This window comes from Cellulomonas sp. T2.31MG-18 (genome assembly GCF_964266755.1).
Taxonomy (GTDB): Bacteria; Actinomycetota; Actinomycetes; order Actinomycetales; family Cellulomonadaceae; genus Cellulomonas.
In genome coordinates this window covers 204,484-226,444 of record NZ_CAXWGW010000004.1, presented here as the reverse complement: position 1 = coordinate 226,444, position 21,961 = coordinate 204,484, and the positions used below count along the sequence as shown (strand labels likewise).

Sequence of the window (21,961 nt, the reverse complement as noted above, 5' to 3'; positions counted from 1 at the left end):
TCAGCGGTGCGGCACGGCCGAGCAGGACCGTCAGAGGGTCAGCCCGCGGCGCACGAGGAGGGGTTCCAGCCGCGGCTCGTGGCCGACCAGCTCCCGGAACGCCTGCATCGGGTCGAGGGACCCGCCGCGCGAGAGCACGGCCGCACGGAGGCGATCACCGTTCGCGCGCCGCAGGCCGCCGTTCGCGGTGAACCAGTCGACCGTGTCGGCGTCCAGCACCTCCGACCAGAGGTAGGAGTAGTAGCCGGCGGCGTAGCCGCCCCCGAACACGTGGTTGAAGTAGGAGCTGCGGTAGCGGGGCGGCACCGTCGGCAGCGCCACGCCCGCCGCCTCGAGCGCGGCGGCCTCGAAGGCCTCGACCTCGGCCGGATCCGCCGGGACCTCGTCGGGCGCCAGGCGGTGCCACGCCTGGTCCAGCAGCGCTGCGGCCAGGTACTCCGTGGTGGCGAAGCCCTCGCCGTCCTGCCGGCCCTCGACCAGCGTGGCGAGCCACTGCGCCGGCATGGGCTCGCCGGTCTCGTGGTGCACGGCGAACCGTTGGATCACGGAGGGGTCCCAGGCCCACATCTCGTTGACCTGCGACGGGTACTCGACGAAGTCGCGCGGCACGGCCGTGCCGGACTGGGACGGGTAGTGCACGTCCGACACCAGGGCGTGCAGCGCGTGGCCGAACTCGTGGAACAGGGTGATCACGTGGTCCCACGTCAGCAGGGCCGGCCGGCCCGGCGCAGGACGCGGGATGTTGGCGTTGTTCACGACGACGCAGCGTTGGCCCAGCAGGCGCGACTGGTCGACGAGGGTGTTCATCCAGGCGCCGCCGCGCTTGCTCTCCCGTGCCCACGGGTCCGCGAGGAACAGGCCGATGCCCACGCCGTCGGCGTCGAGCACCTCGAACACGCGGACGTCGGGGTGGTAGCCGGCGAGGTCGGTCCGCTCCCTGAAGGTCAGCCCGTACAGCTGGTTCGCCGCCCAGAACACCCCGTCGACCAGCACGCGGTCGAGCTCGAGGTACGGGCGGAGCAGGGACTCGTCCAGCGACCGACGGCGGCGCCGGACGGCCTCCGCGTAGTACGGCCAGTCCCACACCTCGAAGGTGGCGCCCGGCACGTCCACCGCCAGGGCGGCCGCGAGGTCGTCCGCCTCGCGCCGCGCGTTCGCCACGGCGGCGGGTGCCAGCCCCGTGAGCAGGTCCGTCACCGCCTCCGACGTGGTCGCCGTCCCGTCCTGGGCCACGTAGTCCGCGTGGTGCACGTAGCCGAGCAGCCGCGCGCGCTCGGCGCGGAGGCGGGCCAGCTCCAGCAGGATCGGCCGCGTGTCGTGGTCGGGGCCGAGCCCACGCGTCACCGCCGCTCGATGCACGCGTTCCCGCAGCGCCCGGTCGTGCAGGCTCGCCAGCACCGGCTGCGTCGTGGGCAGGACCAGCTCGAGCAGCCAGGCACCGGCGTGCCCCCGGTGCGCCGCTGCCGCCGCGGCGGCGGCCACCGCGTCCGACGCGAGACCGGCCAGCTGGGCCTCGTCGGTGACGAGCACCGCAGCGGCGTTGGAGGCGGCGAGCAGCTCGCGACCGAAACGGGCGTCCAGGGCGGTGATCCGCTCGTTCAGCGCCCGCAGCCGCTCCTGGTCCGCAGGGCCCAGCCCGACGCCGGACCGACGGAAGTCGAGGTCGAGCCGGTGCAGCAGCCAGCGCGTGTCCGGCTCGACCGCCAGGCGGCCGTCGGCCACCTCCTGCGCCAGCGTCCGGACCCGGTCGTAGAGCCGTCGGTCGAGGAGCATCGCGTCGTGGTGCGCCGCGAGCAGCGGCGCCACCTCCTCCTCGAGCTGCTCCAGGGCTTCGGTCGAATCGGCACCGAGCTGGTTGTCGAACGCGGCCGTGACCCGGTCGAGCAGCCGACCCGACCGTTCGAGCGCCACCACCGTGTTCTCGATCGACGGAGGCTCTGCGTCCGTCGCGATCGCCTCGAGCTCCGCACGTTGCTGCGCCATGCCCGCCAGGAGCGCCGGTCGGTAGTGCTCCTCGCGGATGGCGTGGTAGTCCGGCAGGCCGTAGGGCAGCGGCGACCGCGACGCGAACGGGTTGCTCGGGTCGAGCACGGCGTCGTCGGCGGTCGGGCGGGGGGCGTCGGTCACGACGTCATCGTCGCAGGCGGTCGACGCAACGCCCCCGACCGCTTCTAGACCGTCGTGCTCCGCAGGACGTCAGCGGGCGAGGCCACCGGGTAGCCGTGCGCCGAGCCCACCGGCTCGCTGTACAGCCGACCGGCGTGGGTGGTCAGGCCCGCGGCGAGCGCCGGGTCCGCCGCGAGCGCAGCGCGCCAGCCGTCGTCCGCCAGCGCGCCGAGGTACGGCATGGTCACGTTGGTCAGCGCACGCGTCGACGTGACCGGCACGGCGCCCGGCATGTTGGCGACGCAGTAGAACACCGAACCGTGCACGGGGAACGTCGGCTCGTCGTGCGTGGTCGGCCGGGTGTCCTCGAAGCACCCGCCCTGGTCCACCGCGACGTCCACGAGCACCGACCCGCGCTGCATCCGGGACACCAGCTCGTTGCTGACCAGGTGGGGGGCCCGCGCGCCCGGCACCAGCACGGCACCGATCACCAGGTCCGCCTCGAGCAGGGCCTCCTCCACCGCCCAGGCGCTGGAGGCAACGGTCCGCACGGCGCCCCCGAGCTCGACGTCGAGGCGCCGCAGCCGGGGCACCGACACGTCCAGCACGGTGACCTGCGCACGCATGCCGACCGCGATCGTCGCCGCGTGGAAGCCGACGGTCCCGCCGCCCAGCACCACCACACGGGCGCCGTCCACCCCCGGTACGCCGCCGAGCAGCACCCCGCGGCCGCCCTCGTTCCGCATCAGGTGGTAGGCGCCCACCTGGGTGGCGAGCCGGCCGGCGACCTCGCTCATCGGCGCGAGCAGCGGGAGGGAGCCGTCGGTGAGCCGCACGGTCTCGTACGCGATCGAGGTGGTCCCCGCGGCGAGCAGCGCGTCCGTGGCGGGACGGTCGGCGGCCAGGTGCAGGTACGTGAACAGGACGAGGTCGTCCCGCAGGTACCCGTACTCGGACTCCACCGGCTCCTTGACCTTGCAGACGACGTCCGCCTCGGTCCACACCGCGGCGGCGTCCGGCACGACGACGGCGCCGGCCGCCCGGTACTGCTCGTCGTCGATCGCCGACCCGAGGCCGGCGCCGGCCTCGACCAGCACCTGGTGGCCCGCGGTGGTCAGCCGGTGCACCCCTGCGGGGGTGGCGGCGACGCGGTACTCACGGTTCTTGACCTCGCGGGGGATGCCCACCTTCATCGACGTGCTCCTGGTCGCCCGGGCTGCGGCCGGTCGGTCCCGGCCGGACGTGCACCGTGTGGTTCACGTCACAGACGATTGTGAACTTCACGTGTTTCCGGCGCGTCACCACCGCAGGATCTTCGGTAGGTTCGCGCCATGTCAGTCGGATCGTCGTCGTCGAGCTCCGCGCGACGCTCTGCGTCGACCGAATCCTCGGCGGTCCTCGACGACGTCGACAGGGCGATCCTGCACGAGCTGGAGCGCGACGGCCGACAGTCCAACAAGGACCTCGCCGCCCGCGTCGGCATCGCGCCGTCCACGTGCCACGCGCGTGTCCGGGCCCTGCGCGAGTCCGGTGTGCTGCGCGGCTTCACCGCGCAGGTGGACCCCCAGGCGCTGGGACGCGGGCTGCAGGCGATCATCGCCGTCCGGTTGCAGGCGGCCGCCCGAGCGCGGCTCGGCCGGTTCGCGCGTGCCCTGGCCGAACGTCCGGAGGTGCAGGACGTGTACCTGCTGGGCGGTTCGGACGACGTGCTCGTGCACGTGGCCGTGGCCGACTCGCAGGCCCTGCGCGCCTTCGTCGTCGAGCACCTGTCCACGCGCCAGGAGGTCGCCCACACCCAGACCAGCCTGGTGTTCGAGCACCTGCACCTTCCGGCGGACGCCCGATGACCCCAGGCGTGCACCGCAAGGCACGTGCGGGCGCGCCTCGCGGCTTCTTCGCCTGCGAGGCGGCGGGACTGCGGTGGTTGCGCGCAGCCGACGCCGTACCGGTGGTGGAGGTGCTCGACGTGGCGGAGGACCACCTCGACCTCGTGCGGCTGGAGCCCGCACCGGCGTCACCCCGCGCGGCACGTGACCTGGGGCGCGGCCTCGCCGCCCTGCACGACGCCGGCGCCGACGCCTTCGGTGCACCGCCCGACGGGTGGTCGGGTGACGGCTTCTTCGGTCCGCTCGAGCACCCGCTGCCCATGGCGTCCGGCCGGTACGCGTCCTGGGGCGCCTTCCTCGCGGAGTGCCGTCTCCTCCCGCTCGGGGCCGAGCTGCGCCGCGCGTCGAGCGTCGACGCCACGACCCTCGACGGCCTGGCACGGCTCGCCGACCGGCTGCGCAGCGGTGCGCTCGACGACGACGACACCCCGGCCCGCCTGCACGGCGACCTGTGGTCGGGCAACGTCGTGTGGACCGCCGCGGGCGCGACGCTCGTCGATCCCGCCGCGCACGGCGGTCACCGGGAGACCGACCTCGCGATGCTGGCGCTGTTCGGCCTGCCGCACCTCGACCTCGTTCTTGCGGCATACCAGGACGTCCATCCGCTGCGTCGCGGCTGGCAGCACCGCATGAGGCTGCACCAGCTCTACCCGGTCGGCGTGCACGCCCTCCTGTTCGGTGGCGGCTACGTGGAGCAGCTGCGCGCGCTCGTCCGGGCGGGGGAGCGATGAGCGAGCCACCGTGGTGGCCGGAGCGCCGACCACGCGACGCGCAGCGCGCGTGGACCGCTTCCGGGGACATCCCACCGTCGGACTGGTCCCGGGCGTCGAGCGCTCCGCCGGTCACGGAGGCTCTCGCCGTCCCGCTCGGCAGCCGTCGGCGTCGGGGGTCGCTGGCCGTGGTCCTCGTGCTGGTGCTGGCCCTGACGACCGTATGGCTCAGCGGACGGCTCGGCGCCGCCGCCGCCGCCCGCAACGCACCTCCGCCGGGGCGGGAGGAGTCCGCGGTCCCGCTCGGCACTCCCCCGCTCGGTGCGCCGACCACCGGGCCGTACAGCTTCCTGCAGACGCAGTCCGACGGCGTCTCACCCGTCACCTACGACCCGTGCCGCCCCCTCCACTACGTGGTCCGCACGGACGGCGCGCCTGTCGGCGGGGACGTGCTGATCGCCACGGGACTGGCACGCATCTCCGAGGCGACCGGGCTGCAGTTCGTCGCCGACGGCAGCACCACCGAGGCGCCCATGGAGCACCGGCCGGTGTACCAGCCTGAACGCTACGGGCGGCGCTGGGCACCCGTCCTGATCGCGTGGTCCACCCCGACAGAGACGCCGGAGCTCGCCGGCGACGTCGCCGGGAGCGCCGGCTCCTCCTCCGTGACGCTGCACGGGACGGCGCACTACGTGAGCGGCATCGTCGTGCTCGACGGGCCGGCGATCACCCAGCTGCTCGGCTCGGCCAACGGCACCGCGCTCGCCCAGGGCGTCGTGACGCACGAGCTCGCCCACCTGGTGGGGCTGGGCCACGTGAACGACCCGACCCAGCTGATGAACCCGACGGCGGCGGTGAACGTCACCTCCCTCGCCGACGGCGACCGGGCCGGCCTGGCGCACCTCGGCACGGGGCCGTGCGTGCCGGGACTGTGACCAAGCGCACCTGTGAGCCCCACCACCGTCCCAAGGCGGTTCCCAGGTTCGGCACGTACCGTCGGTTGATCGCTCAGCGCCGAGCGTGACCGCCGGGACCGTCCCGGCGCGCCGGACCTCGCAGGAGACGTCATCTCGCACCCCATCGTGCTCGTGCACGGCACCCGCACGTCGTCGTCCATCTGGGACCCCCAGGTCGCCGCGCTCCGCGCGCGGGGGCACCACACGATCGCCGTCGACCTCCCCGGCCACGGCACCCGCCGGGGCGAGCGGTTCACCCTCGAGGGAGCGATCCAGGCGATCGACGACGCCGTCGCCGGGTGCCTCACCCCGCCGCTCCTGGTCGGGCTCTCGCTGGGTGGCTACACGTCCCTCGCCTACGCCGGCCGCCACGAGCACCGGCTCGCCGGTGTGGTGCTGGCCGGGTGCTCGACGGAGCTGCGCGGCAAGCCCATCGGCGTCTACCGGCGGCTGGCGCACCACGCGAACCGGCTGCTGAGCGTCGGCGGCGAGTCCTGGCACGTGGTGACGGACATGCTCGCCGCCGTCGCCGGGTACTCCCCTTTGGCGGACCTGCGACGGCTCACGCTGCCCGTCTGGCTGGTCAACGGCGCCCGCGACCCCCTGCGTCTGGACGAGCGCCGCTACCTGCGGGCCCGCCCCGGCACGCGGCTGACGGTCGTGCCCGGCGCCGGGCACGACGTCAACAGCCACGCCCCGGCGGCGTTCAACCGCGCGCTGTTCGAGGCGATCGCGGAGCTGCGTCACCACGAGGTGCCTGCCCTGGTCTGAGCGGCCAGGTCGGGTCCCGGTGGGCGACCTGACGACGTGCGATCGGCCGGAGGTCCCTGGACGGCACATCCCGGGCGCGACACCCTGGACGTGGAGGTCGTCATGGGCGTCGACACGGTCGTCCTGTCTTCCGGCGTCGTCGGCGCCGGTCCAGGCCGCTGGCGCGGCAGAGCGCTCCCGCTCGTCGGGATGCTGCTGACGGTCCTGCTGGCAGCCGGCTGCACGACGTCGACCACGCCGCCGCAGGCACCGACGAGCACCCCGGTGCCGACCGCCTCCTCGACCCCCACCCCGAGCACCGGACCCGGAACACCGACACCGACACCGACACCGACCACCGGCCCACCGACGACGCCGACGACACCCGTCCCGTCGCCGTCGTCCCCGTCCCCCGCTCCCTCCGTTCCGCCGCCACAGCCGCCGGCACCGCCCACCGTCCCTCCGCCCGCGCCTCCGACCGGTGTCCCCGCCGCCTGGCGCGGCGTGGACGTCAGCCGAGTCGCCACCGGCCGAGTCGTGGTGGCGCTGACGTTCGACGCCGGTTCGTCGAACGCCGGGGTCGCCTCGGTGCTGGCGACACTGGCCCGCTACGACGTGCCGGCCACGTTCTTCGTCACCGGCCAGTTCGCCCGGCGCTACCCGGCGGACGTCCGGGCGATCAGCGCGGCGGGTTACCCCGTGGGCAACCACAGCGACTCGCACCCGGACTTCACGCAGACCACCACCGCGGAGATCCAGCGTCAGCTCTCCGCCGCGGAGGCGTCGATCAGCGCCGCGACCGGCCACGCCGCCAAGCCGCTGTTCCGCTTCCCGTACGGCGCCCGGACCGCGGAGGACATCCACGTGGTGAACGACGCGGGCTACGTCCCGTTCCGCTGGACCGTGGACACGCTCGGCTGGAAGGGCACGAGCGGCGGGCAGTCGGTGGAGTCGGTCCGGGCACGGGTGCTCGGTGCCGCGCAGCCCGGCGAGATCGTCCTGATGCACGTCGGCGCCAACCCGGACGACGGCAGCACGCTCGACGCCGCAGCGCTCGGCTCGGTGATCGAGGGGCTGCGCGAGCGGGGGTACTCCTTCATCACGCTGCGTTCGCTGCTCCCCTGAGCCGCGCCGTTGCGGGGCTCAGGGGTCGATGTGCGAGCATCCGGTGACCGGCGGACCCGACGGTCGAGGCCCAGCGTGGTGAGGAACGATGCGACCGACGTACATCCCCAGCCCGTCGCAGGGCGTCTGGTACCTCGGTCCCGTGCCGATCAGGGCCTACGCGCTGTGCATCCTGCTCGGCATCGTGATCGCGACGCTGTGGACGCAGCGACGCTGGGCGGCTCGCGGCCGTGACCCCGAGCAGGTGCTCGACATCGTGTTCTGGGCGGTGCCGTTCGGCATCGTCGGCGGCCGGCTCTACCACCTCATCACCGACCCGGAGCTGTACTTCGCGCCCGGACGGCAGCCGATCAAGGCCCTGTACATCTGGGACGGCGGCCTGGGGATCTGGGGGGCGGTGGCCCTCGGCGCGGTCGGCGCGTGGATCGGGTGCCGCAAGCACGGCGTCCGGCTGGCGGACTTCGCGGACGCCGTCGCGCCCGCCCTGGTGCTCGCCCAGGCGATCGGACGGTGGGGCAACTACTTCAACCAGGAGCTGTTCGGCGGCCCGACCACCCTCCCGTGGGGCCTGCTGATCGACCCGGCGCACCGGCCGGCGGACACCCCGGACATCGCGACCTACCAGCCGACCTTCCTGTACGAGTCGCTGTGGGACGTCGGCGTGGCGCTGCTGCTGGTGTGGGCCGGCCGACGGTTCCAGCTGCGCCGCGGCCGCCTGTTCGCCCTGTACGTCGCGGCCTACACGGTCGGGCGCGCCTGGGTGGAGGCTCTTCGCGTCGACCACGCGAACCACTTCCTGGGTCTGCGCCTGAACGACTGGACCAGCCTGGTGGTCTTCCTCGGTGCGATGGCGTTCCTGCTGGTGCGCCGGTCCGGGGACGGCCGCGCAGCCGACGACGACGGCGAGGTCGAGGCGGTCGACGCGCCCTCCGACGAGCTGCCCTCCGGCACGGCACCTTCCGGCGAGCTGCCGTCGGGCGGCGTGCCGACCGGGGGCGCCTGACCCGAGACCCGGCCGCGCGGTCGGGCGTCAGGCGCGGACGTCAGACGGTGAACCGTCCGACCAGCTCGCGGAGCTCCACCGACATGCGGGCGATGTCGGTGACCGACTGCTGAGCCTGTGTGACGTTCTGGGTCGTCAGGTCGGCCGCGTCGGCCACGCCGGAGATCGTGGCGGCGATCGCCTCGGCCCCGGTGGCGGCCTTGGTGACGCCCCGGTTCATCTCGTTGGTGGTGGCCGTCTGCTCCTCCACGGCGGCGGCGATGGTGGTCTGGTAGTCGTTGATCGCACCGATCACCGCGGTGATCTCCTCGATCGCGGTCACCGCCCCGTCGGTGTCCGCCTGGATCGCCTCGACGCGCCGGGCGATGTCCTCGGTCGCCTTGGCCGTCTCCCGCGCCAGGTCCTTGACCTCCCCGGCGACCACCGCGAACCCCTTGCCCGCCTCACCGGCGCGCGCCGCCTCGATGGTGGCGTTCAGGGCCAGGAGGTTGGTCTGCTCCGCGATCGAGGTGATCAGCTTCACCACGTTGCCGATCTCGCGCGAGGAGTCGCCCAACCGGGTCACCGTCTCGGTGGTCGCCGCAGCCGCCGCGACCGCCTGGCCGGCCACCCGCGCCGCCTCCGTCGCGTTCTGCGCGATCTCCAGGATCGACGCGCCCATCTGCTCCGACCCGGCCGCCACCGCCTGCACGTTGCGCGACACCTCGCCCGCCGAGGCGGACACCACGCCGGCCTGCGCAGCCGTCTCCTCGGCGCTGGACCCGATCTGCTCGCCGGACGCCGCCATCTGCTCCGTCGCGTTCGCCAGCGAGGTGGAGGACGCGTCGATCGTCCCCACGGTCAGCCGCAGCGTGGCGATCGCCGCGTCCAGCGCGTGGCCCATCTGCCCGACCTCGTCGTGCGAGGTCAGGCCCGTCGTCACCGTGAGGTCGGCGCGCTCGAGCGCGGTGCACACCGCCTTCACCCGGCCGAGGCCGCGCACGATGCCGCGGGCGACGAACAGGCCCAGGGCGACGGCTGCGCTCAGGCCGATCGCCAGCGCGCCGAGCATGAGCAGCCGGCTGGTCCGGTACTCGGCCGCCACGGCATCCGTCGCCGCCTGCGCGGCCGCCTTCTCGTCCGCCACCAGGTTGGTGACCGCGGCGTTCATCGCCATCACGATCGCCGTCGCCTGGTCGTTGCTCGTGTTGGTCCACGTGGCGATGTCGTTGGCACGGCCCGCCGGCAGGAGCTTGCCGTCCCGGACGGCGACGTACGCGGCGAGCTGCTGCTCGACGTCGGCGACGTACCCACGTTGGGTGCTCGACAGATCCAGGGCCTTCAGGGCCGCGAGGGCGTCGGTCGCCTCCTTCTCGTCGTCCGCGACCGCGCGCTCGTCCTCCTTCTTCTCCGTCGCCCCCAGGGCCAGAGCCTGGTCGCTGACGTCCAGCCGCATCTGCACCATGGCGCGGCGAAGGGTGGAGGCCTGCTCGACGCCCTGGACGTGGTTCCGGAACAGCTCGGCCGTCGCGGCGTTGCTGCGCGCCATCGAGACGATGCCGACGAGCCCCACCGCGAGCGCGACGAACGCGGCGACCAGCACGGCGGTCAGGATCCGGGTGCTGACACCGCGGTCGGTCCACCACCGGACGGCGCCGTGCAGGCGGGACGAGGACGCGGACGCGGTGGACGACATGGTGCTCCCTTGCAGGTGCTCGAGGCCTCCCCTGCGGCGGCATCACCCTGCCGATCGGCCGACGAACCTGGCCTCTGAGTCGTCCGGCCGCTGCGCTGCCCCGACCCCGACCGATTTCGCACCGGGCAGTGCCTGGTCAGAGGCCGGTCCGAGGACCTTCGTCGTATAGCGGCGACAGTCGTCGGCGCGCGAGGCGGCCCGGAGCTGGACGTCCACACTTCACCGAGCGTGCACCGAGTCCTCACCCGGCACGCGCCGGCGAGAGGGTCGGGGACGGCTCGGGACCCGTAGCCTTCCGGAGGTCGCCCGTCCGGACGGTCGCTCGTGCCGCTCGTGCCCTCACGCCCTTCCTGCTCGGGACTTGCTGATGTCGTTGACTGGTCTGCCGTTCCTCCTGGTCGTCCTCGTGCTGACGGTGGCCGCGCTCGTCTGGGGAGCGGTGCGCCTGCCCGCGCGCCGCCGCACCGTCGCCACCGTCGTGACCCGCCTGCTCACGCAGCTGGGGGTGAGCGCGCTCGTGCTGCTGTCCGTCGCCGTGGTGATGAACAACCAGAACGGGTGGTACGCGAGCTGGGGCGACCTCTTCGGGACCGGCGGGACGTCGACTGTGCGGCAGAGCTCGGGCGGCACGAGTGCGGAGGCCGCGCTGCAGGACACGCCCAAGGGGCCCGGTCTCGGCAGCCCGGTGCCGGTCGCGAGCCTGCCACCGCTCCCCTCGCCCGGGCAGCGCGTCCAGACGTTCACGTTCACCGGATCGCGCAGCGGTCTCAGCGGCCGGGTGATGGTCAGCCTTCCGGTCGGCTACGAGGACCCGGCGAACGCCCGCAAGACGTACCCGGTCATCATGGCGTTCCACGGCTACCCGGGAGCTCCTGACGTGTGGATGCAGGGCGTCAACCTCGTACCGTCCCTCGACTCGCTCGCCGGCCAGCACAAGATCTCGGACGTCGTCGTCGTCGCGCCGCAGCTCGAGTTCCCGGCCGGAGCCGACACGGAGTGCGTCAACGGAGGCACAGGTCAGCCGCAGGTCGAGACGTGGCTCGCCGACGACGTCCCCCAGCACCTCGCGACGCTGCTGCGGGTGTCCCGGGACCGCACCGGCTGGGCGGCGCTCGGGTTCTCCTCGGGTGGCTGGTGCGCCGCGATGACGTCGATGCTGCACCCGGACGTCTTCGGCGCCGGCGTGATCCTCGGCGGGTACTTCGCACCGATCTTCGGCAACAGCTACGTGCCGTTCCACCCGAGCGACCCGGCGGCGAAGCGGTACCAGCTCGTCTCGCTGGCCACCACGGCACCCCCACCCGTCGCGCTGTGGCTGCAGACGAGCAAGGCGGACTCCCTCTCCTACTCGAGCAGCGCCGAGATGCTGAAGGCCGCCCACGCGCCGCTGTCGATCCAGTCCCAGGTGGACATCAGCGCCGGGCACCGCATCAGCGTGTGGGCCGATGCGGTGCCGACGGCGCTGACGTGGCTCGGGTCGACGGTCAACGGGTTCAAGCCGACCGCCTGAACCGGCCGTGCTGAACCGGCCGCGCCTCCCGGACCGTCTCAGCCGAGCCGGTCCACCTCCCGCAGGAGGTTGTCCGCGCGGGCCATGAGGCTCCGCGACGTGCCGAACGCCAGCTCGGGCCCCCGGGCGCGGTCCTCCCCGCGCGCCGCCGCGTCCAGCACCGCCTTCATCTGCGTCGCCAGTGCGTCACGCTCCCGCAGGATCCGGGTGAGTGCCGCCTCCGTCGCCTGGTAGCGGGCGTCGTCGGTCGCCGAGCCGCTGGCCAGCGCGGCCGAGTCGGCCTTCAGCGTGAGCGTGGCGAGCGGGCCGACCGACGAGTTGATCGCGTGGTAGGCGGACGCCAGCCCCTGCGTCGCCACGAGCGCCGTGGTCGGGTGCGACAGCAGCTCGGAGATCACCCGCCCGTCACTGGTGTAGGCGTCATGCAGGCCGGCGAGGTACATCAGGGTGGGGCGCAGGTCCACCTCCTCGACCCACGTGCCCACCGTGCTCGCCTGCGGCACCGTCCGGGTGGAGTTCGGGTCGTGCGCCTGGTTGCCGTCGGCCGGGGCCGGGCCGTCCAGACCCTTGGCCGCGACGCCGGGACCGACCAGACCGGCCCACGTGATGTCGATGTTCGGTGAGTAGTACCCGTGGTCGTAGGCGTAGCTCGGGTTGATGCTCACGTTCGGACCGGTCGTGGAGAAGTAGTAGTCCGGCACCGGGAACAGGGAGTACGTCGGGGTGCGCAGCGTGTCGGCGGTCTGCATGTGCAGGATCCGCTGCTCCACGGCGCCGGCCTGGTACGTGACGATCTTCTGACCGGTCGCGCCGCTGTACGGGTTGTCCGCCGTCATCGCGGCGGTGTCCCGCTGGAGCTGCCGCACGGCCGGCGCCGACGGCGACGGACGGCCGTCGACGTAGATCGACGCACCCTGCGGCTCGATCTGGAACGGCGTGCCGGCGCTTGCGGTCGTCGAGAGCAAGGCCTTGATGTTGGTCTGGAGCTCGCCGATCTGACCGGCGGCGTACGTGCACGGGACCGTGACCCCGTCGCACCCGGCGGGCGTCGGGACCGTCGCGCGCCCCACGTTGGCGCCGGCGAACTGGTCGTTCTCCTCCGAGCTGATCAGGAACAGCGTGTTGTCCTTGGTGATGCCGTCCTTTGTCAGCCTGTCGAAGAACGTCGCGAACGCCGCGTCGTAGGCCTTGGCGTTGGCCACGTAGCAGGCGTCACCCGGTCCGACGGGCTTGCCGGCGGCCGTCGCGGTCGCGGTGGTGCAACCGGTGGTCCCCGGCTTCCGCTCGTGCAGGTCCGAGATGTAGCCGTAGGTGACCGGGACGCCAGCCTCGAGCATGTCGGCCAAGTAGGCCAGCGACTGGGTAGCCGTCGGGTTGAAGCCGGGGAACCCCGGCGTGTGGGAGTACTGGTTGATCAGGGCGTTGCCGTCCAGGTCGGTCAGACGGCCCTGCGAGTCCGTGACGGGGTAGCCGTGGCTCGTCAGGTTCGCCGTGCCCGCGCCGAGCACCGGCGCCACGTACTTGTGCCCGAACAGCGCGCTGAAGCCGGCGTACCCGCCTGGCTCGGTGGGCAGCGTGTCGGCGACGGCGCTCGGGGACGGTGCCGTCTGGCCGTACTTCACGGCCGTCGCATCCGCGCACAGCCGGTCACCCGATGCGCAGTGCAGGGCGACGCCGACGTAGTCCGCCGTCTCCTGGTTCTTGTAGCTGTCGGGGTTCGCGGTGTACTGCGCGACCTCCGGCGAACCGGCGCCGAAGACGGTCGGCAGGTCCAGCTTGGTGTTCTCCAGGACCATGTTCGCCGTCGAGAAGTCGCCGACGGAGCAGCCGGCCTTGGTGAACGCCGCCCACGGGGCGGGTGTCTGCCGGCTCGTGCCGGTCGAGCCCGGGGTGTCGGAGTACACCATCGTCGGAGTGGTGTCGTGACCCGGCGACGGTGTCGGCGCGGTGTCGTACACGGGGCTGGTCCAGTAGGCGAAGGAACCCGCCGGGTCGCTGCTGCCGTCCGGGTTGTAGGTCCGGTACGAGTTGGTCACCGGCTGCCCGTGACGGTCCCCGTACAGACCGGTGTAGATCGACAACGAGTCGTCGGCCGTGTGGGCGATCAGGGGCGTGTGCACGTTGGACATGAGCGTGCCGTTGCCCTGCAGGAAGGCCATCAGGTGCGGCATCTGCTCGAGGTCCGAGGGGACGTCCGGGTTGTCCCGCGCGAGGTGCACGTTGTCGAAGACCAGGCTGACGACGTGCTTGACGCCGTTGCCCAGGTCGCAGCCCGACGCCACCGCGGGGCGCCGCTCGTCGGCCGGGGCGGGCGGCGCCGCCGACGCCGAGGTGACCGGCGCGACGAGCGCCAGCCCAGCGACCGCCGCCATGGCGGCCGAGACGATCCGATGCTTCGAGACGCGAGTCACAGGTGTCTCCTCATCCAGCAAGAGGGGCCGTTACTGCACACGACGCCGCCCACGGTCGCACCGAAACGGGCAGAAGTGAACAGGCGGGAGGTGAACGCCTGGGGACGCACGGGCGGCGCGGCGGCCGGCCCGGGCGAGGCGAGGCGGGGCGGCGTGCCGGAACCACGAAGGGCCTGGACCGGCACGTGGCGCGGTTCAGGCCCTTGATGGTCGCTGTCTCAACGAGTGTCCGGAGGGGGACTTGAACCCCCACGCCCTATACGGGCACTAGCACCTCAAGCTAGCGCGTCTGCCATTCCGCCACCCGGACAGGTGGACACCTCGAGCGCTCGGCGCCCGGGTGCGGCGGTAAAGATAGCACGGAGCGTCTGCCGCCCCCGCATCCGGAGGGCGGTGCAGACTTGCGGCATCGCAGCCGGCCGCGCAGAGCCTCGGCGCACCTCCAGGGGGGTTCATGACGGACAGCACGAGCACCGGCGACCGGGGCCCGCGGATCCCGCCGTCCCAGGTCAGCCCCGTTGCGCGGCGCGTCGCGGGAGGCCGGCACAACCCGCACGTCACCGGTGACGACGAGACCGCGCCGCGCTGGCTGCAGAAGGCCGCCGGGGTGTCGTGGCGGCTGCTCGTGCTGGTCGCGGCCATCGCCGTCGTGTTCTTCGCGACCTCCAAGGTGCAGCTCGTGTTCATCGCGCTGTTCCTGGCCTTCGTGTTCACCGCGGTGCTGCGGCCGCTGGTCAGCGCGATGTCGCGCATCATGCCGCGCGGTCTGGCAACGGCGCTCTCGCTGCTGACGGGCATCCTGGTGTTCGTCGGGATGCTGACGTACGTCGTCTACTCCGTCGCGAACCAGTGGCAGCAGCTGTCGAAGCAGTTCGGCACGGGCATCCAGCAGATCATCGACTTCCTGCAGAGCGGCCGGCTGCCGTTCCAGGTCACCAACGCACAGACCGCGGCGTGGATCGACCAAGGGGTCAAGTGGGTGCAGGACCACGCCGGACAGCTGGCGGGGCAGGCCGCGGCCAGCGCCACGTCGGTGGTGGAGGTGTTCACCGCACTGGCCCTGGCGATCTTCTGCTCGATCTTCTTCCTGGCTCGCGGCGCGGACATGTGGACCTGGTTCCTCAACCAGCTGCCGGCCCGGGTGCGCGAGAGCTGGCAGACCGCCGGCGGGGCCGGTTGGTACACCTTCTCGGGGTATACCCGGGGCACCGTGATCATCGCCCTGGTGGACGGGCTGCTCGCCTTCATCCTGCTGACCGTGGTGCAGGTGCCGCTCGCGGCGCCCCTGGCCGTGCTGGTGCTGATGGGCGCGTTCATCCCGCTGATCGGGGCGCCCACGGCGATGGCCGTGGCGATGATCGTCGCGCTGGCCGCGCTCGGTCCCATCCAGGCCGGCATCGTCGGCCTGGGCATCGCCGGCATCGGTCAGTTCGAGGGCCACGTGCTCCAGCCGCTGGTGATGGGCAAGCAGGTGTCGCTGCACCCGGTGGCCGTCGCGATCGCGGTTGCGACCGGCACGCTGTCGGCCGGCATCCTCGGCGCCGTGATCGCGGTGCCGCTCGTGGCGGTGAGCTGGGCGGTGTTCAGCAAGCTGCGCACGATGGACCCGCCGATGGTCGACGAGGCGGAGGCGGAGGCCGAGGCGCGTCCGGTGGAGCAGGCGGAGCACATCGAGGACGACGAGCCGGTCAAGGAGCAGTAGCGACGCAGGTCGCTGTCCTGCGGCCGGACCGCCGGCAGCGGGCGCCGGACCGCCGGCGGGCGGCTCACCGGAAGTCCCGCGAGGCGGTTCGCACCCGCAACGACAACGGGCTCAGGTGCTCCGCCACCAGGTTGGTCGTCTCGTCGGCCCGCTCCAGCCGACCGCGCACGACGAGCGCCTTGGACGTCCTCGCCGCGCGGCGGAACCGTTGCCACAGCCCCGCCGAGCAGATGACGTTGAGCAGCCCGGTCTCGTCCTCCAGGGACAGGAACGTCACCCCGCCCGCGGTGCCCGGCCGCTGCCGGTGGGTCACCACGCCGGCGACCGCCACGCGTCCGGTCGGCACCGGGTCGCGGTACACCTGCTCCACCCGCAGCACCCCGGCAGCGTCCAGGCCCTCACGGACGAACTGCGTCGGGTACGAGTCCACCGAGACACCGGTGGCCCACACGTCGGCGGTCGCCACCTCGACCGCCTCCAGCCCGGGCAGCGTCGGGGCCGTCACGCCCACGCTGACCCCGGGCAGGGTGTCCGGGCTCTCCTGGGCCAGCGCGCCGGCCGCCCAGAGTCCCTCCCGCCGGGTGGTCCCCAGACACTCGAGGGCGCCGGCGGTCGCCAGCGCCTCGAGCTGGGCGGTGCTGAGCCGGACCCGACGGACCAGGTCGCGCAGGTCGGCGAACGGGCCGTTCGCCGACCGCTCGGCGACCAGCGCTTCGGCCACCTCGGTACCGACCGACCGCACGGACGCCAGGCCGAGGCGGACGGCCAACGAGCGATCGGCACCGATCCGCTCCCCCACGGGGGCCATCGCGTCGGTGCCGCTCGGCCGCGGCACCAGCGGCGGCTCGCCCTCCGCGGGCGTGGGTCCGAGCCGTTCCACCACGGCGAGCGCGTCCGATGCCTGCACGTCCGGCCGCAGCACCTGCAGGCCGTGCCGGCGCGCGTCCGCCACCAGGCTCTGCGGTGAGTAGAACCCCATCGGCTGGGCCGCGAGGAGACCCGCGTAGAACGCGGCCGGGTGGTACATCTTCAGCCACGCGCTGGCGTACACCAGGAAGGCGAACGAGTACGCGTGCGACTCCGGGAACCCGAAGTCGGCGAAGGCCTTGAGCTTGTCGAAGATCTGCTCACCCGTCCCGCGGTCGATCCCTCGTTCGGCCATGCCGTCCAGCAGGCGCGCGTGCAACGCCTCCATCCGCTCCATCGACCGCTTCGACCCCATCGCGCGTCGCAGCTGGTCCGCCTCCGCGGCGCTGAACCCGGCGGCGTCGATGGCCATCTGCATCAGCTGCTCCTGGAACAGCGGTACGCCCAGCGTCTTGGACAGCGCCGGTTCCAGCAGCGGGTGCAGGTAGTCGACCTTCTGCCGTCCTCGGGCTCGTTCGATGTAGGGATGCACCGATCCGCCCTGGATGGGTCCGGGACGGATCAGGGCGACCTCGACGACGATGTCGTAGAAGCTCTTCGGCGCCAGCCGCGGCAGCGTGGCCATCTGGGCGCGGGACTCCACCTGGAACACCCCGACGGTGTCCGCCGCGGACAGCAGGCGGTACACGCCCGGGTCCTCGTGCGGCAGCCCGTGCAGGTCGAGCTCGATCCCCTCGTGCTCGCGCACCTGCGTGAACGCCAGCCGCAGGGCGGTGAGCATGCCCAGGCCGAGCAGGTCGAACTTCACCAGCCCGGCGTCGGCGCAGTCCTCCTTGTCCCACTGCAGCACGGTGCGGCCCTCCATCCGGGCCCACTCCACCGGGCACACCTCGATCACCGGCCTGTCGCACATCACCATCCCGCCCGAGTGGATGCCCAGGTGCCGCGGCAGCCGCAGGAACCGCTCGGCCAGGTCGATCACCTGGTCGGGGATCTCCTCCAGCTCCGCGGCCGACGGTGGCCGCTGCGCCGGGACCACGTCGTGGCCGTCCGCCGTCACCGTTCCGGCGACCGCCTCGGCCGCCACCGGCTGCGACCGCGACAGGGTCCACCACGGGCTCGGAGCCTGCGGTCCGCGCAGGCTCCCCCAGCGTTCGATCGACGTGCTCCAGGCGTCCTGCTGACCGACGTCGTACCCCAGCGCCCGGGCCGCGTCCCGCACCGCCGAGCGCGGCCGGTAGGAGATGACGTTGGCCACCTGGGCGGCGTGGGTGCGCCCGTGCATGGCGTAGACGTGCTGGATCACCTCCTCGCGACGCGCCGACTCGATGTCCACGTCGATGTCCGGCGGACCGTCCCGCTCGGGAGCGAGGAACCGCTCGAACAGCAGCCCGTGCCGCACCGCGTCCACGGCGGTGATCCGCAGCGCGTAGCAGACCGCGGAGTTGGCAGCCGACCCTCGGCCCTGCGCGAGGATCCCCTTGCGGTGGCAGAAGTCGACCAGCTCGTAGACGACGAGGAAGTAGCCCGGGAACCCCAGGTCCTCGATCACGCGCAGCTCGTGCTCCAGCTGGGCGTAGGCGCCCGGCACCCGCTCCGCCTCGGGCGGCCCGTACAGCTCCGCGGCCCCGCGTCGCACCAGCTCGCGCAGCCAGCTCGCCTCCGTGTGACCGGGCGGCACCGGGTACGGCGGCAGCTTCGGGGCGACCAGGGACAGGTCGAACGCGCACTCGGCGGCCAGCGCCGCGGCCGTCGGCACCGCGATGGGGTGCCGACGGTGCAGCACGGTCATCTCTGCCGCGGAACGCAGGTGCGCGGCGGGTGCACCGGGCAGCCAGCCGTCCAGGTCGTCCAGCGACGAGCGTGCCCGCACCGCGGCCAGTGCGGCGGCGAGGTCACCGTCGCGCGGTGTGGCGTAGTGCACCCCGCCGGTGGCGACCAGCGGCAGGCCGACGTCGGCCGCGAGCGCGGCCAGGGCGTCGGCCCGGTCGTCGTCGTACGCGTCGTGGGCCGCGGTGACCTCGACAGCGACGTTGTCACGTCCGAACAGCGCCACCAGCCGGTCGAGCTCGGCACGGGCTGCCGCCGGTCCCCCCGGCGCCACCCCGGTCACCCCGGACGGGTCTCCTCCGGACAGGGCCCGCCGTACCGCACCCTTGCGGCAGCCGGTGAGCACCAGCCACTGCCCGTCCGCCACGGCCGCCAGCTCCTCGAGCCGGTGGTCGGCGGCACCCTTGACCCCGGTGCGTAGGTGCGCCTCGGCGATCGCCCGCGACAGCGCCCGGTAGCCGTCCGGTCCCCGGGCGAGCACCAGCAGATGGGTGGACCGAGGGTCCGGCACACCGGTCGGCGGGTCGAGCACCGGTCGACCGGGGGTGGCACGGGTGCGCTCGCGCGGGTGGCGGCGACCGTCCGGTGCCGGCAGGTGCAGCTCGGCGCCGAACACGGTCGGCAGCCCGACGGCCCGGGCCGCCTGGGAGAACCGCACCACGCCGTACAGGCCGTCGTGGTCGGTGAGCGCCAGCGCGGTCAGCCCGAGCCGGGCCGCCTCGGCGGCCAGCTCCTCCGGCTGGCTGGCGCCGTCCAGGAAGCTGAACGCCGAGTGGGCGTGCAGCTCGGCGTACCGCTCAGTCATACGTCGCCTCGCACACCCAGCCGTCCCCCGCACCGGCGAGGAGCAGCGCCCGGCCGTCCTCGAGCGTCACCTGCAGGTGGACGCGCACCTGCGCAGGACGGTCGGGGTGCTGCCACCACCGCTCGGTGAGCATCCACGGCCCCGCCCAGCCCACCACCGTCCCGGCGCCGTCGGTCGGCCAGTGCACCCGAGCGGGTGGCCCGCTCATCCGGGCCCGCTCGTCCACCCGCACCTCCAGACCGGCGGGGTCGGCGAGCCGCACGGGCACCGGCTCCGCCGGCACGCTGGCCGGAGCCGGCTCGGGCAACCTGCCCGGCCACGGCAGGTCCGCCGCCCGGTGCGGGACGGTGTGCTCGCCCCAGGGCTGCAGGTGGACCTGCTCCCGCACGTCCCGGCCGCCCTGCAGCACCCCCGTGAGCACCCCGCTGCCGCCCACCAGGGACTGCGCCCGGTCCAGCGCCCGGTGCGCGCGCAGGTCGCCGCCGGACGGACCACCCCACAGCCGCCCCTGCTCGGCGCCGGCGGCGGCGACGTCCAGCGCGGTGAGGGTCAGTCGGACCAGGCCCACGGGTCGGTCGTCGTCCGTCCCAGGCAGGTCCGGTGCCGGTTCGTCGTCGCGCTGCCGGTCCGACCACGATCGCCCGTGCACCTGGCTGCCGGGCTCTGCGAGGCCGTCGGGCACCGTGCCCGCCCGGCCGCGGTACCGGTCCCGGGCGTGGTCACGTGCCGTGGCGACCGCGGTGGCGGTCAGCCAGCCGTCCAGCTGCCAGCGCACCCGGTCGGTGATGCGCGCCGGCGTCAGCCCGCCCCATCCGCCGAGATCGGTGCGCCAGGTCCGCACCAGGTCAACACCCTCGTCGGTACGTGCGGCGATCTGCAGCCGTCCACAGCTGACGCCACGCCTGACCAGGTCCTCGTGCAGCTGCTCCGCCAGCCGTCGGCCGGCGAACGCCGCCGCGTCCACCCGGTGCAGCGGGGGGTCCAGCTCGGCGCTGACCTCGAGGTCCGGCTCGGGCCGGTGCCGCACCGGCGGTCGCTCGTCCGAGCCTCGTGCCAGCAGGTGCGCCCAGCTGCCGAGCCGGCCGAACCGCGCGTGCACCGCCGCCGCGGGCAGCGCCGCCAGCTCACCGAGCGTGCGCAGCCCCAACCGGTGCAGCAGGTCCACCAGCTCGCCGACCGCGGTCGCCTGCTCGTCGGTGACGGCGGCGTGCACCAGCTCACCCACCCCGTGCGCCGCGAGGAACACCGGCGAGGCACCGGGCTCCACGACGGCCCCGGTGCGGGCGGCGAGCACGGCGGCGAGCAGCCCGTCGGCGGTGCCGACGCCGCACTCGTACCCGGTGCCGGCCGCCACGGCGTCGACCAGCCGTGCCGCCAGCACGTCCTCCGAGCCGTGGTAGCGGCTGGCCCCACCGGCCGGCAGCAGCAGCAGTCCCGGCCGGGCCACCTCGACGCCGGCGACCACCGTCTGCGCCGCTGCGGCCACGGGCTCGAACAGCCGCACGTCACGCGCGTCGTCCGCGGGCAGCAGCACCAGCTCGGGGCAGCATCCCTGCGCCTGGCGGCGGCGCATGCCCCGCCGCACACCTTCCGCACGTGCCAGCGCGGACACGGCGGTCACCGCCCGCCCGTCGTGCACGGCGACGGGCACGTGCCCCGGCACCTGCGCGACCGCGGCGGCTGCCACCACCGGCCAGTCCGGCACCCACACGACCGTCGTCCGGGTGCTCATCCGACCAGCCTCAGGTCGGTCCGCTCCTCGGTGCCGGCACCCGCAGGAACCACGGCCGGGCTGCGCACCGGCACCGGCCCGTCCGGATCGGGCGCGCCCAGCGGCAGCACCACGTCCAGCGAGCGCGGCACCGCGGCCCCACCACGTCCGGAGCGCTGCACCCGCAGCCGGTGCGAGCGCAGACGACCCTCGCCGGCCCCGACACCCGTCCAGCCGAGCTCGCGCACGGAGAGCACGGTGCTCGCGCCCGGCCAGGCACAGGTGGGCAGCAGCACGGTGCCGCGCTCCCGGGCGCGAGCCGACAGCTGCCGCCGCTCGGTGTCGGTGAGCACCGCCGCCGCTCCGACGACCACCACGTCGATCCCGTCGAGCAGCGCCGCCACCACCGTCGCCGCCTGTGCTCCCGGGTCCGGCACCATCGCGAGACGCGCGAGGTCCACCCCCGCCTGCGCGGCAGCGAGCAGCCCCAGGTCCGGCCGTCCCACCGCAGCCGCCCACGCCCCGTGCCGGCAGGCGTGCGCCAGCATCGTCAGCACCAGGGAGGTCGACCCCGTCACCACCGTGGTGTCGCCGCGGCGCAGGCCGCCGGGGAGCACCGGCGCCAGCTCCGCAGGAACGTCCATCGGTGGCCGTTCGGTGGTGAGCAACGAGGCCGTCGGCTGCACGGGACGGCCCTCGTCGTCGGCCGCGACCCCGCCACCGATGCCGAGCACGCTGCGCGCACCGGTGCGCAGCTCCGCCCTCGCCAGCGCGGCGCGGGCCCGAGCCGCCCGCTCCTCGCGATCCTGGGCGACTGGCATGTCAGAATTCCTCCTCCCGACCGCGTGCAGCACTGCAGCCGGTCATGCGTTCGAACGTGTGTTCGAACAGCACCAGTACACGCCGTCCCGACC

The 21,961-nt window shown here is 73.7% G+C and carries 15 protein-coding genes and 1 tRNA gene; 8 read left to right on the top strand and 8 right to left on the bottom strand.

Translation table 11 applies throughout. The annotated features are described in order from the left end of the window. Nucleotides 1-30 precede the first annotated feature (30 nt). Both ACFQTY_RS15740 and ald read right to left on the bottom strand, forming a co-directional pair. The gene (locus ACFQTY_RS15740) at nt 31-2,127 is read right to left on the bottom strand and encodes a M3 family metallopeptidase (RefSeq protein WP_378102302.1); all 2,097 of its coding nucleotides are present in this window, start codon (nt 2,125-2,127) and stop codon (nt 31-33) included. Between the two features lie 44 nt (nt 2,128-2,171). Further along, complete coding sequence (gene ald, locus ACFQTY_RS15735) at nt 2,172-3,299, bottom strand: alanine dehydrogenase (RefSeq protein ID WP_378102299.1); 1,128 nt, start codon at nt 3,297-3,299, stop codon at nt 2,172-2,174. 138 nt (nt 3,300-3,437) lie between these two features. Here ald and ACFQTY_RS15730 point away from each other — a divergent pair, with 138 nt between their 5' ends. The 6 genes from ACFQTY_RS15730 to lgt all read left to right on the top strand — a co-directional run bounded on the left by ACFQTY_RS15730 (nt 3,438) and on the right by lgt (nt 8,536). Further along, nucleotides 3,438-3,953, top strand: coding sequence for an Lrp/AsnC family transcriptional regulator (locus ACFQTY_RS15730; protein ID WP_378102296.1), 516 nt, complete (start codon nt 3,438-3,440; stop codon nt 3,951-3,953). Beyond that, nucleotides 3,950-4,723 (top strand): fructosamine kinase family protein, encoded by a 774-nt coding sequence (locus ACFQTY_RS15725; RefSeq protein ID WP_378102293.1) that lies wholly within the window; start codon nt 3,950-3,952, stop codon nt 4,721-4,723. The genes ACFQTY_RS15730 and ACFQTY_RS15725 overlap by 4 nt, the downstream gene beginning before the upstream one ends. Beyond that, a complete protein-coding gene (locus tag ACFQTY_RS15720) occupies nt 4,720-5,637 on the top strand; it encodes a matrixin family metalloprotease (protein WP_378102291.1) in 918 nt (305 codons plus the stop codon). The genes ACFQTY_RS15725 and ACFQTY_RS15720 overlap by 4 nt, the downstream gene beginning before the upstream one ends. A 153-nt stretch (nt 5,638-5,790) precedes the next feature. Then, complete coding sequence (locus ACFQTY_RS15715) at nt 5,791-6,429, top strand: alpha/beta fold hydrolase (protein WP_378102289.1); 639 nt, start codon at nt 5,791-5,793, stop codon at nt 6,427-6,429. 483 nt (nt 6,430-6,912) lie between these two features. Beyond that, on the top strand, nt 6,913-7,533 hold the full coding sequence (locus tag ACFQTY_RS15710) for a polysaccharide deacetylase family protein (RefSeq protein ID WP_378102287.1): 621 nt from the start codon (nt 6,913-6,915) through the stop codon (nt 7,531-7,533). A gap of 88 nt (nt 7,534-7,621) precedes the next feature. Further along, complete coding sequence (gene lgt, locus ACFQTY_RS15705) at nt 7,622-8,536, top strand: prolipoprotein diacylglyceryl transferase (RefSeq protein ID WP_378102285.1); 915 nt, start codon at nt 7,622-7,624, stop codon at nt 8,534-8,536. 40 nt (nt 8,537-8,576) lie between these two features. Here the strand turns inward: lgt and ACFQTY_RS15700 are convergent, their stop codons facing one another. Further along, a complete protein-coding gene (locus ACFQTY_RS15700) occupies nt 8,577-10,211 on the bottom strand; it encodes a methyl-accepting chemotaxis protein (protein ID WP_378102282.1) in 1,635 nt (544 codons plus the stop codon). Between the two features lie 367 nt (nt 10,212-10,578). On the opposite strand from ACFQTY_RS15700, the gene ACFQTY_RS15695 reads away from it, so the two are divergent. Continuing rightward, nucleotides 10,579-11,721 carry an alpha/beta hydrolase gene (locus ACFQTY_RS15695; protein WP_378102280.1) on the top strand — a complete coding sequence of 381 codons (1,143 nt, stop codon included), beginning with the start codon at nt 10,579-10,581 and terminating at the stop codon, nt 11,719-11,721. Between the two features lie 38 nt (nt 11,722-11,759). On the opposite strand, the gene ACFQTY_RS15690 is transcribed toward ACFQTY_RS15695, so the two are convergent. Further along, nucleotides 11,760-14,132 (bottom strand): hypothetical protein, encoded by a 2,373-nt coding sequence (locus tag ACFQTY_RS15690; RefSeq protein WP_378102277.1) that lies wholly within the window; start codon nt 14,130-14,132, stop codon nt 11,760-11,762. Between the two features lie 226 nt (nt 14,133-14,358). Further along, nucleotides 14,359-14,442, bottom strand: a tRNA-Leu gene (locus ACFQTY_RS15685). 144 nt (nt 14,443-14,586) lie between these two features. On the opposite strand from ACFQTY_RS15685, the gene ACFQTY_RS15680 reads away from it, so the two are divergent. Next, entirely contained in the window at nt 14,587-15,834 is a 1,248-nt protein-coding gene (locus ACFQTY_RS15680) for an AI-2E family transporter (RefSeq protein WP_378102275.1), read from the top strand. Between the two features lie 64 nt (nt 15,835-15,898). Here the strand turns inward: ACFQTY_RS15680 and dnaE are convergent, their stop codons facing one another. The 3 genes from dnaE to ACFQTY_RS15665 are packed head-to-tail and all read right to left on the bottom strand — an operon-like array spanning nt 15,899 to nt 21,868. Then, a complete protein-coding gene (dnaE, locus tag ACFQTY_RS15675) occupies nt 15,899-19,336 on the bottom strand; it encodes a DNA polymerase III subunit alpha (protein ID WP_378102272.1) in 3,438 nt (1,145 codons plus the stop codon). Next, nucleotides 19,329-21,068: a DNA polymerase Y family protein gene (locus tag ACFQTY_RS15670; RefSeq protein WP_378102270.1), complete on the bottom strand. Its 1,740-nt coding sequence runs from the start codon at nt 21,066-21,068 to the stop codon at nt 19,329-19,331. Before ACFQTY_RS15670 ends, dnaE begins: the two co-directional genes overlap by 8 nt. Continuing rightward, nucleotides 21,065-21,868, bottom strand: a complete 804-nt coding sequence (locus tag ACFQTY_RS15665; protein ID WP_378102267.1) for a hypothetical protein — start codon at nt 21,866-21,868, stop codon at nt 21,065-21,067. Before ACFQTY_RS15665 ends, ACFQTY_RS15670 begins: the two co-directional genes overlap by 4 nt. Between the last annotated feature and the right edge of the window lie 93 nt (nt 21,869-21,961).

Excerpts from the sequence above, each read along its gene's own strand:
- dnaE (WP_378102272.1), bottom strand. The coding sequence starts at position 19,336 with ATGACTGAGCGGTACGCCGAGCTGCACGCCCACTCGGCGTTCAGCTTC.
- ACFQTY_RS15730 (WP_378102296.1), top strand. The coding sequence starts at position 3,438 with ATGTCAGTCGGATCGTCGTCGTCGAGCTCCGCGCGACGCTCTGCGTCG.
- ACFQTY_RS15700 (WP_378102282.1), bottom strand. The coding sequence starts at position 10,211 with ATGTCGTCCACCGCGTCCGCGTCCTCGTCCCGCCTGCACGGCGCCGTC.
- ACFQTY_RS15680 (WP_378102275.1), top strand. The coding sequence starts at position 14,587 with ATGACGGACAGCACGAGCACCGGCGACCGGGGCCCGCGGATCCCGCCG.
- ACFQTY_RS15665 (WP_378102267.1), bottom strand. The coding sequence starts at position 21,868 with ATGCCAGTCGCCCAGGATCGCGAGGAGCGGGCGGCTCGGGCCCGCGCC.
- ACFQTY_RS15695 (WP_378102280.1), top strand. The coding sequence starts at position 10,579 with ATGTCGTTGACTGGTCTGCCGTTCCTCCTGGTCGTCCTCGTGCTGACG.
- ald (WP_378102299.1), bottom strand. The coding sequence starts at position 3,299 with ATGAAGGTGGGCATCCCCCGCGAGGTCAAGAACCGTGAGTACCGCGTC.
- ACFQTY_RS15670 (WP_378102270.1), bottom strand. The coding sequence starts at position 21,068 with ATGAGCACCCGGACGACGGTCGTGTGGGTGCCGGACTGGCCGGTGGTG.
- ACFQTY_RS15720 (WP_378102291.1), top strand. The coding sequence starts at position 4,720 with ATGAGCGAGCCACCGTGGTGGCCGGAGCGCCGACCACGCGACGCGCAG.
- ACFQTY_RS15725 (WP_378102293.1), top strand. The coding sequence starts at position 3,950 with ATGACCCCAGGCGTGCACCGCAAGGCACGTGCGGGCGCGCCTCGCGGC.
- lgt (WP_378102285.1), top strand. The coding sequence starts at position 7,622 with ATGCGACCGACGTACATCCCCAGCCCGTCGCAGGGCGTCTGGTACCTC.